This is a genomic window from Saccharopolyspora aridisoli, assembly GCF_004348445.1.
GTDB lineage: Bacteria > Actinomycetota > Actinomycetes > Mycobacteriales > Pseudonocardiaceae > Saccharopolyspora > Saccharopolyspora aridisoli.
In genome coordinates, this window is record NZ_SMKV01000031.1 from 22,655 (window position 1) to 36,079 (window position 13,425).

The 13,425-nt window shown below is 69.3% G+C and carries 12 protein-coding genes; 3 read left to right on the forward strand and 9 right to left on the reverse strand.

What is annotated here, in order from left to right; all coding sequences use genetic code 11:
- Window positions 1-476: 476 nt before the first annotated feature.
- Window positions 477-1,262, reverse strand: a complete 786-nt coding sequence (locus E1161_RS20875) for a M23 family metallopeptidase (protein WP_132625887.1) — start codon at window positions 1,260-1,262, stop codon at window positions 477-479.
- 730 nt (window positions 1,263-1,992) lie between these two features.
- Here E1161_RS20875 and E1161_RS20880 point away from each other — a divergent pair.
- Complete coding sequence (locus E1161_RS20880) at window positions 1,993-2,898, forward strand: sulfite exporter TauE/SafE family protein (RefSeq protein ID WP_132625889.1); 906 nt, start codon at window positions 1,993-1,995, stop codon at window positions 2,896-2,898.
- Window positions 2,899-3,176: 278 nt separating this feature from the next.
- Here E1161_RS20880 and E1161_RS20885 read toward each other — a convergent pair whose 3' ends face one another.
- The gene (locus E1161_RS20885; protein WP_132625891.1) at window positions 3,177-4,346 is read right to left on the reverse strand and encodes an NAD-dependent epimerase/dehydratase family protein; all 1,170 of its coding nucleotides are present in this window, start codon (window positions 4,344-4,346) and stop codon (window positions 3,177-3,179) included.
- Window positions 4,347-4,487: 141 nt separating this feature from the next.
- Here E1161_RS20885 and E1161_RS20890 point away from each other — a divergent pair, with 141 nt between their 5' ends.
- On the forward strand, window positions 4,488-4,946 hold the full coding sequence (locus E1161_RS20890; protein ID WP_235875180.1) for a GtrA family protein: 459 nt from the start codon (window positions 4,488-4,490) through the stop codon (window positions 4,944-4,946).
- Here E1161_RS20890 and E1161_RS20895 read toward each other — a convergent pair.
- The 7 genes from E1161_RS20895 to E1161_RS20925 all read right to left on the reverse strand — a co-directional run bounded on the left by E1161_RS20895 (window position 4,915) and on the right by E1161_RS20925 (window position 12,611).
- Window positions 4,915-7,200: a glycosyltransferase family 2 protein gene (locus E1161_RS20895; protein ID WP_165939891.1), complete on the reverse strand. Its 2,286-nt coding sequence runs from the start codon at window positions 7,198-7,200 to the stop codon at window positions 4,915-4,917. The two genes, E1161_RS20890 and E1161_RS20895, sit on opposite strands and share 32 nt — an antisense overlap.
- Window positions 7,197-8,144, reverse strand: coding sequence for an NAD-dependent epimerase/dehydratase family protein (locus E1161_RS20900; protein WP_165939892.1), 948 nt, complete (start codon window positions 8,142-8,144; stop codon window positions 7,197-7,199). The genes E1161_RS20895 and E1161_RS20900 overlap by 4 nt, the downstream gene beginning before the upstream one ends.
- A gap of 155 nt (window positions 8,145-8,299) precedes the next feature.
- Window positions 8,300-8,734: an SRPBCC family protein gene (locus tag E1161_RS20905; protein WP_132625893.1), complete on the reverse strand. Its 435-nt coding sequence runs from the start codon at window positions 8,732-8,734 to the stop codon at window positions 8,300-8,302.
- Window positions 8,735-8,780: 46 nt separating this feature from the next.
- The gene (locus E1161_RS20910; RefSeq protein ID WP_132625895.1) at window positions 8,781-9,611 is read right to left on the reverse strand and encodes a phosphoenolpyruvate hydrolase family protein; all 831 of its coding nucleotides are present in this window, start codon (window positions 9,609-9,611) and stop codon (window positions 8,781-8,783) included.
- Window positions 9,612-9,624: 13 nt separating this feature from the next.
- Entirely contained in the window at window positions 9,625-10,851 is a 1,227-nt protein-coding gene (locus E1161_RS20915; protein ID WP_132625897.1) for a Tm-1-like ATP-binding domain-containing protein, read from the reverse strand.
- 124 nt (window positions 10,852-10,975) lie between these two features.
- Window positions 10,976-11,158 (reverse strand): hypothetical protein, encoded by a 183-nt coding sequence (locus E1161_RS20920; protein WP_132625899.1) that lies wholly within the window; start codon window positions 11,156-11,158, stop codon window positions 10,976-10,978.
- A 274-nt stretch (window positions 11,159-11,432) separates the two neighbouring features.
- The gene (locus E1161_RS20925) at window positions 11,433-12,611 is read right to left on the reverse strand and encodes an acyl-CoA dehydrogenase family protein (RefSeq protein WP_132625901.1); all 1,179 of its coding nucleotides are present in this window, start codon (window positions 12,609-12,611) and stop codon (window positions 11,433-11,435) included.
- Between the two features lie 106 nt (window positions 12,612-12,717).
- Between E1161_RS20925 and E1161_RS20930 the strand changes: the two genes are divergently transcribed.
- A complete protein-coding gene (locus E1161_RS20930) occupies window positions 12,718-13,368 on the forward strand; it encodes a TetR/AcrR family transcriptional regulator (protein ID WP_132625903.1) in 651 nt (216 codons plus the stop codon).
- Window positions 13,369-13,425 lie beyond the last annotated feature (57 nt).

A 13,425-nucleotide genomic window follows, 5' to 3' on the forward strand; every position in this document is an offset into this window, starting at 1 on the left:
CGTCCCGTCGGCTAGCGTTGTTCTTGATCGAGGCAGAGCAGCCGAGGGAGGACACATGGGTGTGCGGATCGACATGGCAAAGCTCGCGGGAACCACGGACCACCCGGACCGATCGACCGGCGAACCGGAGACCCGGCGCCGCCTGCAGCCCCTGCCGCGCCTCCTGCGGCGCAGGCCCGAACCCACGACCAGGACGACAGCGTCCTGACTTGGTGGGCCGCCCGGGGTCTGTCGGGGGATTGCGGACCCCGGGCGGCCGTTCTTGGGGTGCGCCGCAGCTCGGTCCCGTGCCTTCGATGGGGCGGCGTAGCCGCTCTGCTCCAGGTGTAGGGACTCAGCCCGCACCGCCGCGGGTTCTGAGCGGCGCTGTGGCGAGTACGCCGCGACGCCGTGTTGCTCACATCAGGAGTGGTGCACGGAGGCCACAGCGCCGCTCAGGGTCCGCCACCCGCAGCTGAGCAGAGCGACCACGAACATCAAGCGATGTCGATGCCTCGTTCTCTGAGCCAGGGCACCGGGTTGATCTTCGTCCCGTCCTCGTGGACCTCGAAGTGCAGGTGAGGACCGGTCGACTGGCCGCGGTTGCCCATGGTGGCGATCTGCTCGCCGGCTCCGACGCGCTGCCCTTCGTCGGCCACGATCGTGTTGACGTGACCGTAGACGGTGATCGTGCCGTCGTCGTGCTGCACCCGGACCCACATGCCGAAGCCGCTGGCCGGGCCCGCGTCGACGACCTCGCCAGGTGCCACCGAGTAGATCGGCGTGCCGATGCTGTTGGCGATGTCGATGCCCATGTGGCTGCTGCCCCAGCGGGAGCCGAAGCCGGAGGTGTACCGGCCTTCGGCAGGGCTGTGGTAGCCGGCGGCCTTGCGCGCCTCCTCCTCAGCCGCACGCTTCGCCTCGGCCTCGGCTTGCGCGGCCTGGGCGGCCGCTTGGCGGGCGGCCTCCTCGCGGACGATGCGTTCGGCTTCGATGGCCTTGGCCTTGGCGAGCTCCTGCGCTTCGGGCTGCTGTTCGGGCACTTGGGCCTTGAGCAGCCGGACTGCTGCGGGGCTGTTCTGAGTGCCGGTGATCGCGGTGCTCAGGTTCTTCTTCCCGGCCAGGGGCCGGACGTCGCGCTGCTGGTCGGAGCCCGCGTTCGCGGCCAGGGGCTGACCCACTGCCGCGAACGCGCCTCCGGCCACCACCGCAGCCACGACCTTGCTGCGGAGCGGAAGGCCGGCTGTCGGGGGGAGCCGGTCTTCCTTGCGATGCTTGCCCATCACTGCCTTCCGTCGGGTGTCGGTCCGGCCACTCCCGCGTTCGGGGTGCGGGCACGAGCTCCTCGGGGAAAGAGATCTTGTCGTGATCGAGCCGTGACGTGCAGATCAGAACGTAGCTGACAGTCACGGCAGGCTGCAACTGATGACTCGCCCAGCAGATGGTTCACCCATCTGCGCCGCACGGCCCGTGACTTTCCGTGACTGACTGAGATCGGCGTTCGATAACATCAACAGCCGGAACCAACTTGCGGAGGAGCCGTTTTCGGCAACCGGATCACGCCGCCGGCAACTCCGTGATTCGAACGATCCGCGCAGGTCAAAAGGTTGATCAAGGGTAGATCACCAAGGCGCGCAACGGCCGTCAGGCCAACTACCAGCAGGTGGATCATCCACAATGGACAGCACTGGCCCGGAGCCCGACCGAGGCCAACTCGGCCGAATGGTGGCCTTCGACACAGGCCACCCTCGATCGGCCCAGAGATCCCTCCCGCACTCTGGGAGGCGCTGCCACTCGAGCGCGGGATCTGTTTGACTGTCCCCCATGACGCCCGGTGATCAGTGGCGGCTGCTGTCGCAGCGCCTCCACGTCGACCTGCGCCGCGTCACCTCAGCACGGTGTCGGCGCTCGCGCTAGTCCCTAGTCGCGCCCACCTGTTCGAAGCACCATCCCCGCCACGAGCCCTCGCGCCGCGAACTCGTCGCGTCTCGGATCTTCCCGTACGGAGACATCGTGCAAGCATTCCTGATCTTCGCGATCGGCGGTTTCATCGCGCAGCTGGTCGACGGCTCGCTCGGCATGGCCTACGGCGTCACCTCGACGACCATCCTGCTGACCGCCGGGCTCACGCCTGCGCTGGCCTCCGCCTCGGTGCACCTCGCCGAGATCGGAACCTCGGTCGCCTCCGGCCTCTCGCACTGGAGGTTCGGCAACGTCGACTGGAAGATCGTGCTCACACTGGGCGTGCCGGGCGCGGTCGGCGCCTTCCTCGGCGCGACCGCGCTGAGCAACGTCTCCACCGAAGCCGCCGAGCCCTGGATGTCGACCATCCTGCTCGCGCTGGGCGTCTACGTGCTGCTGCGCTTCGCCATCCGGCCGCTGCGCCGCCGCCAGCTCACCGGTGTCAGCTCCAAGCTGCTGGCTCCGCTGGGCCTGGTCGCCGGGTTCGTGGACGCCACCGGCGGTGGCGGCTGGGGCCCGGTCGCGACGCCCACGCTGCTGAGCACCGGCAAGGTCGAGCCGCGCAAGGTCGTCGGTTCGGTCGACACCAGCGAGTTCCTGATCGCGGTGGCGGCGAGCCTGGGCTTCCTGTTCTCGCTGGCCGACCAGGAGCTGTCCTGGATGACCGTGGGCGGGCTGCTGCTGGGCGGCGTGCTCGCCGCGCCGCTGGCCGCCTACCTGGTCCGGGTCGTGCCGATGCGGCTGATCGGCGTCGGCGCCGGCGGGCTCATCGTGCTGACCAACGCGCGCACGTTGATCAAGGCGTTCGACCTGCCCGCCCCGGCGCCCGCGGTGATCTACGGAGCGATCGTCGTGACCTGGGTCGCCGCGCTTGCCTACACCATTCGGGTGATCGTCAACGAGCGCCGCGAGATCGACGACTTCGAGGAAGAGGCCCCGGCCACGGCCCAGGGCTGAGCAGGCACGGGACGGTCGCCGCCCCCTTATTCGACTCGCACGGGGGACGCGGCGTTCCGTCGGGTTTGGGAGGGAAACCGTCCGCTTGCCCGGATCCGAGCACGCGGGGGTGATCGTTAACCAACGTTCACAGCGGGTTCGAGATCTACCCACGTGCCGTATCGTCGGGATCATCCGCGAGGGCTAGTGTTCGGAGCTGCCGCGTGGAAGCCCCCCGACACGCGGTAAGGAGCCCCGGGCCGAACAGCCCGGGGCACCCCTTCTGGATCCGCTCCTCGCTACTCCTCGTCGCGCATCGGGTTGCTGGCCTTGCGCCAGTTGACCGTCGGCCGCATCGCGGCGAGGTCGACCCGGTGCTTGTGCTTCTCCGCCACCTCGAACAGCGACTCGATGAGGGTGTTCGACAGCAGGTGCGGCTCCAGGCCCAGCTCCACCAGACCGGTGTGCTTGACGTTGTAGTAGTGCTCGCCCTGCTCGACCCGCGGGTTGTCGACGTGCTCGACCTCGACCTGGCCGTCGAAGTTGTTGGCGATGGTCTTGGCGATCTCACCGACCGAGTAGCTCTCGGTGATCTGGTTGAACACGCGGAACTCGCCGCGGTCGGCCGGGTTCTCGGCGGCCAGCCGGATGCACTCCACGGTGTCCCGGATGTCGATCATGCCCCGGGTCTGCCCGCCCGGCGTGTACACCGTCAGCGGGTGCCCCAGCACGGCCTGGATGACGAACCGGTTGAGGACCGTGCCGAAGATGGCGTCGTAGTCGAACCGGGTCGCAAGCCTCGGGTCCCGCACCGTCTGCGGGGTCTCCTGCCCGTAGACCACGCCCTGGTTGAGATCGGTGGCCCGCAAACCCCAGATGCGGCACGCGAACTCGATGTTGTGGCTGTCGTGCACCTTGCTCAGGTGGTAGAAGGAACCCGGCTTCTTCGGGTAGAGCATCCGGTCGGTCCGCCCGTTGTGGGTGACCTCCAGCCAGCCTTCCTCGATGTCGATGTTCGGCGTCCCGTACTCGCCCATCGTGCCCAGCTTGACCAGGTGGATCTCCGGGTCGACCTCCTGGATCGCGAACAGCACGTTGAGGTTGCCGACCACGTTGTTCTGCTGGGTGTAGACCGCGTGCTTGCGGTCGATCATCGAGTACGGCGCCGCACGCTGCTCGGCGAAGTGCACGATGGTGTCCGGCCGGAAGTCGGCGATCATCTCGGTCGAGAAGTCACCGTCGACGAGGTCGCCGTAGTAGTGCTTGATGGTCTTCCCGGAAACCTCGCGCCAGGCACCCAGGCGGACCTGCATGGGCTCGATCGGCACGAGGCTCTCAACGCCCATCTCGTGGTCATAGCCCCGACGGGCGTAGTTGTCCGCCACGGCGACTTCGTGACCGCGGTCGGACAAGTGCAGAGCGGTCGGCCAACCGAGGTAGCCGTCCCCTCCGAGGACGAGGATTCGCACGCCTGTCTCCCTCTTTCCAGCCGGTAGTGCAGCATGAACATCACGCATGCTCTCATCTCTTCAACACTCCAAGAAGACCACGCACAGCGAGCGGTATCGTTCCGCACAGCACACTTGCGCATGAATTCCTGTGGAGGACACGTGGCGCAGCCGATGATCACCGGCCGTGCTCGCTACTGGCGGTTGATCAGCCGGTTCGCAGCGGCATCGGTCGTGGCCACCGGCATGAGCCAGCTCGTGTTCCTGCTGTCCTACTCGCTCGGAGCCACACCGGTCGTCTCGACCGTGCTGGCCTGGTTGGCCGGCGCGATCCCGAACTTCACCCTCAACCGTCGCACCTGGGGCGGCGGTGGGCGCGATGCGCTGCGCGGTGAGCTCCTGCGCTACGGCGCGATCTCGGTCGGAACGGCGCTGCTGGCCGCGGGCGCCACCCACCTCGCCGAGAGCGCGGCGATCTCGGCGTTCCCCGGCACCCGGCCCGCTCAGGTGGCCGTGGTGTGGGGTGCCTTCATCGGGACCTACGCGGTGATGTTCGTGATCAAGTTCGTGCTGATCGACAAGTTCGTGTTCAATCGCCGACCGCGGCAGGACGCTCGCTGACCCGCTCCACCGCCGGGGCGCCCGCGCGACCGGTGCTGCGGCGCTCGCGCCACCACGTTCCGAGCACGACCTCGGCGTAGCGGTAGCCGTAGCTGAAGCTGGAGCCCTTCTTGCTCTTGCCCGCTGTGCGCTGCAACATCCGCATCGGCTGCTCCAGCGCGCGGTAGCCGTGGCTGAGCAGGCCCACCAGCAGCTCGGAGGACTGGTACTGCGGCTGCCGCAAGGTCACCGAGTTCGGCACCTCCACCCGCATGCCGCGGAAGCCGAAGGAGGTGTCGGTGATCCGCTGCCGGGTCAGGGCGCTGACCACCCACGCGAACACGTAGGTGCCGATGCGGCGGATCAGCGCCGGGCGCTCGTTGCTGCCCAGCCGCCGCGAGCCGCTGACGAAGTCCGCGCGGCCCTCGATCAGCGGTTCCAGCAGCTTCGGCAGCTCGGAGATGTCGTACTGGCCGTCGGCGTCGGTGGTGATCACGTAGCGCGCGCCGCGCTGCGCGGCCAGCCGGTAGCCCAGCCGCAGCGCCGCGCCCTGGCCCCGGTTGTTCGGCGCCACGCAGGTGTGGGCGCCGTGCTCCAGCGACACCTCGGCGGTGCGGTCCTTGGCGCCGTCGACGACCACGAGGGTGTCGACGTCCAGGCCGCAGCTGCGGTCCGGGATGGCGTCGATCACCTCGCCGATCGACTCCTCCTCGTTGTAGGCGGCGATCAGCACGACCACCGGCGCGAACCGGTGCTCGCTGTAGCGGGACGCGTACTCCTCCAGCGCGTCCCGGTCCACCTCGTCGGGGAAGGTCGTCAACATCTGGCACTCCTCGGAGGGCGTGGATCGGGGTGTGGAGCGGACGGCCTCAGGACGGCCGAAGATCGCGGTAGCGCCCAGCGCGCCGGCGAGCGGGATGAGCACGAGTCCGGGCAACTGGTAGCGCCAGGAGAATTCCATGACCGAAGCGGTCAGCAGCGAGGTCGTCACCAGACCGGCGGGCAGCAGCGTCACCGCGCGCAGCCCGCTGCGCCTGGCCCGTCCCGCGCCCAGCACCGCCGCGGTCGCGAGCAGCAGCGCGCCGCCGAGCAGCAGGCCAGGGGTGTAGCCGCCGCCGAGCTGGTAGCCGCGCAGGAACGAGGTGAGTTCCGGATCCGCGCGCAACCCGACGCCGTCGTAGAGCTCGGCCCACTCCTGCGCGTACCAGTCGGGCGCGTACATCGGGTGGTCGAGCTGGAACTGCCAGCGGTCCAGCGGCACGTCGCCGACCGCCTGGGTGCGGGTGGGGGCGAAGCCCTTGAGGAAGTCGCCGACGACGCCCACAGCGATGTCCAGCGGCTGGTTGAGCACGACCTCCCGGGTCAGCGACCGCTGCGCCGCGTTGACGTCCATGCCCTCGGGCAGCAGCTTGTCGACGTTGGCCTGGACGTCCCAGAGGTGCAGGTAGAAGTCGATGCCGATCTTCTCGCGGCGCTCGCGCGGCTCGTCGGGGCACAGCAGCTGCTCTTCGCGCGTCAGGTCGAGCTCATCGCAGTTCGCCACGACCGCCGCGCGCCCGAACAGCACTCCCCCGCCTCCGGATCCGCCGACGCCGAACTTCCCCGCGACCAGCGCGCCGTAGAGCGCGTAGACCAGGACCAGCGCGCCGAACCCGGCGACGAGCGCACCGGCGGCCACCAGCCGGGGCCGCCAGCCCTCGCGCGGGCGCAAACCAGCGGCCAGCAGCACGAACACCGCAGCGGGCAGCACCAGCGTCAAGCCCACCGAGCGCACCATCACCGACAGCGCCAGCACGCCACCGGCCGCAGCGGCGACCTTCGGCGTCGGTGGGCCCCACCAGCACAGCAGGTACACGGCGACCAGCAGCAGCACCTGGAACAGCAGGTCGGACATGATCAGCTGCTCGATCTGCAGCTGGTAGGCGTCCAACAGCACCGGCGCGGCGGCAAGCGCAGCCAGCCACTCGCGGACGCCGAAGCGGCGCAGCAGCACGTAGACGCCGATGCCCAGGCCGATGCCGAGCAGGTGCTGCACGACCGCGACCCCGGCCAGTCCACCGATGCCCAGCAGCGGCCACAGGAACCACTCGTATCCGACCGGGTTGATGCCGCCGGGGTGGAACACGCCGACGTCGTCGAGGTAGCGGAACGAGTCGATGTAGAGCAGTGCGGGCCGGTAGGCGAGCTGCGTGATGATCCGCAGCACCAGTCCAGCGAGCACCAGCAGCGCCAGCAGCCAGTGCCGGCGCAGTGCGCCAGTGAGCGCGGCCGTCACCGCGCTCCGCTGGTGAAGTCCGCCCAGACGGTGCGCAGACCGTCGGTCAGCTCCACCCCCGGCTGGTAGCCGAGCTCGCGCTGCGCCTTCGAGACGTCGACGATCACCGCGGGCATCTCGCCGTTCTTGGCGGGCACGTGGGTGACCGGGATGTCGATCTCGGTGGCGGTGCGGACGGCGTCGATGAGCTCCAGGACGGTGATCGAGTCGCCGGAGCCGATCACCGCGGTGCCGGTGTACTGCTTGTCCCACGCGGCCAGCACGCCCTGCACCACGTCGTCGAGGTGCACGAAGTCGCGCTGCTGCGCGCCGTCGCCGTAGACCTCGACGCCCCCACCGGCCAGCGCGGCGCGCATCAGGCGCGGCACGAAGCTGTCCTTGTGGCCCATGCCGGGGCCGTAGATGTTGGTGAACCGCAGCGCGCAGGTCGACATCCCGTAGGCGCCCGCGTACCCGGACAGCAGCATCTCGCAGGCGGCCTTGGTGGCGCCGTAGGGCGTGAGCGGGCGGACCGGCAGCGCCTCGGAGATCGTGCCGTGCCCGATGTCGCCGACCACCGCGTTGGTGGAGGCGAGGATGAACTGCCCGACCTCGCGCTCGCGGGCCAATTCCAGCAGGTGCTGGGTGACCTCCACGTTGTTGGCATAGGTGGCGGCGGGCTGCTCGACCGACTTGAGCACCGAGGTGATCGCGGCCAGGTGGACGATGCCGGCGCTGCCGGGCGCGACGGCGCGGTCCCGCACGTCGGCGTCGCGCAGGTCGCCCTCCACGAAGCTCACCAGCGGGTCCCGCAGGGACTCTGGCGGGGCCTGGAGGTCGACGATCGTGACCGGGGTGCCGCGCTCGATGAACGCTCGGACGACGGCCCGGCCGACGAAGCCGGAGCCGCCGGTCACCACGACCCGGTCGGAGTGGGCGATGTCTGCGGGGGTAGGGCTTGGCACGCGCCCGACTCTAACCGGAGCGCCCCATCACGATCCCCGAGCCCTTCGGTTCTGCCATCGCCCCAGCACCGGGAGCCAACCTCGCCCGTGGTGGCGTTCCAGCGCAACTTCCGCGCCCGGGGTGGCGGTTTCGGTGGAACCGCCACCACCGGCGCTCACCCCTCGACGTGCGCAGCGAGGCCCTTCAGGCCGGTGGCGTAGACGCCCTGGGCGAAGGTCTCGTCCATCTCGGCTTCGACGTCGGCGTCGGAGTCGAAGTCGGCGAACCACTCGACGAAGCTGTGCCCGGAGGCCGTGACGGGCAGGACGTGGATCGTCGAGCGGTAGCTGCGCACCGGGAACGGGCTCGTCACGAATTCGTAGGTGCAGCTGCGAGCGACGTCGTCGAGGGCCACCAGGCGCTCGCGCACCTCACCCCCGTCACCCAGCTCCAGGCGCCGCACGCAGCCGACGCTCGCGGAGTCGCGGCCGTCCTCGATCTCGCTGGAGGTGATCGCCGGGTGCCACACCGGCAGCGCGTCGAAGTCGCGCACCGCCTCCCACACCTCCTCGACGGGGGCTTCGATGACCGCGCTGGCGAAACTGCGCATGGCTCCTCCTCGTATCCGCTTCGAAGTGGCCGAGCCACTCCCCCTCCTAGAACTTGATGCTGGTGAACGCCTTGGTCTGCTCGGTCACGGCTTCTTCTGTAGGGAGCCGTTCCATGCTGCTGGCGCCGTAGAAGCCGTGGCAGCGATGGGTTTTCGACAGCACGTAGGAGGCGTCGGAGGGCGTAGCGATCGGCCCGCCGTGGCACAGCACCAGCACGTCCTCGCGGACCTCGGCGGCAGCCTGCGACCACTCGTCGATGAGCCGCACGCAGTCGTCGAGGTCCTTGGCGGTTCCCGCGCCGATCGCGCCACCGGTGGTCAGCCCCATGTGGCAGACGATGATGTCGGCGCCCGCCTCGGTCATCACCCGCGCGTCGTCGGCGGAGAACACGTAGGGCGTGGTGAGCAGGTCGGCCTCGCGGGCAGCGGCGACGAGCTCGACCTCCAGGCCGTAGCCCATCCCCGTCTCCTCCAGGTTGGTCCGGAAGGTGCCATCGATCAGGCCCACGGTCGGGAAGTTCTGGATGCCCGCGAAGCCGAGATCGCGCAGTTCGCGCAGGAAGTGCTCGCGCAGCATGAACGGGTCGGTTCCGTTGACCCCGGCCAGCACGGGCGTGCGCTGCACGACCGGCAGCACCTCGCGGGCCATCTCGACCACGATGTCGTTGGCGTTGCCGTACGCCAGCAGTCCGGCCAGCGAACCGCGTCCGGCCATCCGGTAGCGCCCGGAGTTGTAGATGACGATCAGGTCGATGCCGCCGGCTTCCTCGCACTTGGCGGACAGCCCGGTGCCGGCGCCTCCGCCGACGATCGGTTCGCCGCGCTGGGCCTTGGCGTGGAGCTCGCGGAGCAGCTCCGCGCGGTCGAATCCGTTCATCGCCCCTCCAGTGTCAGTGCCGGGACGCCTTTCGGGTCCCGTGGTTTCCCTGCTCCTCCAGGATTTCACGGAACGCGGTCAGCAGCGCCGTGACGAACTCCTCGTCGTTGACGTTGTGGCCCACTCGCAGCACTCGGCGGTTCTCGGTCTGCTCGACCTCGCGCTCGATGGTGTCGAAGAGCGCGGTGTCGGCTTCGGGGTCGTGGAACGGCTGGCCCGGCGCGTCCAACATGGACACTCCGCCGGTCGGCAGCAGGAAGCGGACCGGGCCGTGGCAGGCGTTGAGCTTGCGCGCGATGAACGAGCCGATCTCCCGGCACTCCTGCGCAGTGGTGCGCATCAGGGTGACCTGCGGGTTGTGCACGTAGAGGACGCGGTCGCGGTAGCGCTGCGGAACCGATTCCAGCGCACCGAAGTTCACCATGTCCAGCGCACCGCACGAGCCGACGTAGGGGACCCGGGTGCGCGCGATGGCGTCGAGCCGCTGCTCGCCCGCGCTCATCACGCCACCGGCGATGAGGTCGCACACCTCGGTGGTGGTGATGTCCAGGACCGCGCGCACCAGGCCGTCGTCGACGAGCTTCTCCATGGCCCGGCCGCCCGTTCCGGTCGCGTGGAAGACCAGCGGGTCGAACTCGGCGGTGAGCGCGTCGGCGGTGGCGGTCACGCAGGGCGTGGTGACGCCGAACATCGACAGCGCCACCGCGGGCTTGTCCTCGACGTGCGGCACCGGGCGGCTGATCGCGCCGAGCAGCGCGTGCGCGGCGTTGGCGAGGACGCGGCGGGAGATCCGGTTCAGCCCGGCGACGTCGGTGACCGACGGGAACATCGCGATGTCGGTGGCGTCGACGTAGCCGGACACGTCACCGGAGGCCACAGTGGACACCACCACCTTCGGCACGCCCACCGGCAGTTCCCGCATCCCGGGGGTGACCAGCGCGGTTCCGCCGGAACCGCCGAGCCCGATGACACCGTCGACGTCGCGCTCCCGCAGGAAGTGCGCGAACGCCGTGGCCATCGCGCTGACGGCCGTGCCCCGGTCACCGGTGAACACCGCATCCGCGCCGTCCGGGTGGTGCGCGGCGACCTCGGCCGCCTGGACGACGGCGCTGGACGAGCCTTCGCCGGTGGTCGACAGGTCGACGGTGACGACGGGATGCCCGCGGGCGATGAGCTCGGCGACGTAGTCCAGTTCCGCGCCCTTGGTGTCGAACGTGCCAGCGACGTACGCGCTGCCCATCGAGACCTCCGTGCTGCTCGCCGTGGAGAACGACCCGGGACCGGACTCTACTGTCGATCACCCGGCGGGCAACAGAAGAGCGGCCCCCGGCTTCGCGCCGGGGGCCGCTACCTGGAGCTTCCGCTCAGTGGTGTCCGCCCTGGGAACCACCCTGGGAGCCGGATCCGCCCTTGCCCATGAACTTGTTCTTGACCTGGTCGATCTTTTCCTTGTTCTTCGGGTCGGAGGCGTACTTCTTGGCCTGGTCCACCACCTTCTTGCCCTGCGGGCTCTTCGCGAAGTCGGTGACCTTCTTGAACAGCGACATCATCACTCCCGATGCATCGAGGCCGTGTTTGTCCAGGGTACCGACATTTCACCCGCGACTCACGCCTCACCGCGTCGAACGGAGTGGTGACGTTCCGGTTGGCATCGGCGGAGCCGCACCCTGTTCACCCCACCTGAGCAACTCGCACCGCCGCGGGTTCTGAGCGGCTTCGGGCGAGCACGCCGCGAAGCCGTGCATGGCATGCATCGAAGGAGTGGCGTGCGGGAACCGCGGAGCCGCTCAGTGCCGCCACCCGCCCCGCTTCGAGGACGAGTCAGCCCAAGACGCCGCTGATGCTGGCATGGCCCTTGAGCACGTTGCGGGCGATGGTGCGGCGCTGGATCTCGTCGGTGCCCTCGAAGATCCGCAGCAGCCGCAGGTCGCGGTACCAGCGCTCGACCGGGAGCTCCTTGGTGTAGCCCATGCCGCCGTGGATCTGCAGGACCCGGTCGACGATCTGGTTGGCGTGCGTGGCGCCGAACAGCTTGGCGATGGACTGCGCGTGCCGGGAGTCCATGCCCCGGTCGACCTGCCAGGCGGCCTGCAGGATCAGCCAGCGCAGCGCCTCGATCTCCACCGCCGAGTCGGCGATCATCCACTGGATGGCCTGCCGGTCGGCGATCGGAGCGCCGAAGGTCTCGCGGTTCTGGGCGTACTCGGAACCCATCTCCACCAGGCGCTCGCACGCGCCCAGCGCGCGAGCGGGCAGCAGGTAGCGACCCCGGCCGATCCACTGCATGGCCAGCCCGAAGCCGTTGCCGACCTCGCCGAGCACGTTCTCGGCGGGCACCCGGACGTTGTCGAACACCAGCGCGGCCGGCTGGCGCTCGTCGGGGCCCATGATGTCGATCGGCTCGGACTTCCAACCCATGTCGCGGTCGACGAGGAAGCAGGTGACGCCGCCGTTGGCGCCCTTCTCGCGGTCGGTGACGGCGAAGACCATCACGAAGTCGGCGTCGATGCCACCGGTGATGAAGGTCTTCTCGCCGTTGATGACCCAGTCGTCGCCGTCCCGAACGGCGGTGGTGCGCAGGTTCTTGGCGTCCGATCCCGCGCCGGGCTCGGTGATGGCGAAGCAGGACTTGCGGGTGCCCTCGATGGTGGGCAGCAGGTAGCGCTGCTTCTGCTCCTCGTTGGCGTAGTAGAGGATGTTGTCGGCGTAGCCGCCGAAGCGGAACGGCACGTAGGTGCGGCCGAGCTCGACCTCGATCAGCGCCGTCATGACCGCCGAGAGGTCCATGCCGCCGTACTCCTCCGGCGTCTGGACACCCCAGAACCCGGCCTCCTTGGCCTTGTCCTGCAGTTCGAGCAGCTCTTCCTTGGTGAGACCGCGCTGACCCGCCCGCTCCCTGCGCAGCACCTCCGGTTCCAGCGGCATGAGCTCCCGCTGGACGAAGTTGCGCACCCAGTCGCGGATGTCGCGCTCGGTGTCGGAGAGCGAGAAGTCGACCATCGAGTGGTTCCTTTCCGTGCAGGCCGGTAACTAACACCGTTAGTTTTATGGCAGCCTAGAACCGTCCTGGCGCACGCCGCAAGGGATTCCGGTGAGGAGACAGACGTTGCCCAGACCCAGCACACCCCGACTCTCCCCGGAACGCATCCGAAGGTCCGGGCTGGAGATCATCGACACCGAGGGCCTGGAGGCGCTCTCGATGCGCAGGCTCGCCCAACGCCTCGACGTGCGCGCCGCGTCGCTGTACAACCACGTGGCCACCAAGGAGGACCTGCTGCACGAGATCGCCGACGAGGTGATGAGCGCGGTCGACGTCTCCGACTTCGACCGGGACTGGGTCACCGGCCTGCGCACCTGGGCCCGCTCCTACCGCGCCGCCCTGGTCGACCACCCGAACCTGGTCCCGTTCATCGCCTACGGCCCCGCCCGGCGCGATTCGGCCCTGCGCGCCGCCGACGCCGTCCACGGCGGCCTCACCAGAGCCGGCTGGCCGCAGCGCTACGCCACGATGATCGGCGCCTCGACGAAGTACCTGGTCATCGGCTCGGCCATGGGCTCGTTCAGCCACGGCTTCCCCGCCGACGCCACGGTCTACGCCAACCGCTTCCCGCACCTCAGCAGGGCCCACCTGCTCCACCAGAAGGCAGCGGAGATCGACGCCGCCAGCTTCGAACTCGCCCTCACCGCCCTCATCGACGGCCTCAGGACCCAACTCGAAGACCTCAAGAGCACCCCGGACGCGACATCATCCAGCTGACCGGGTAGTTATTCCGGTGGTTCGTCGCCTGGCACCACGCCCCGACTCGACGACACG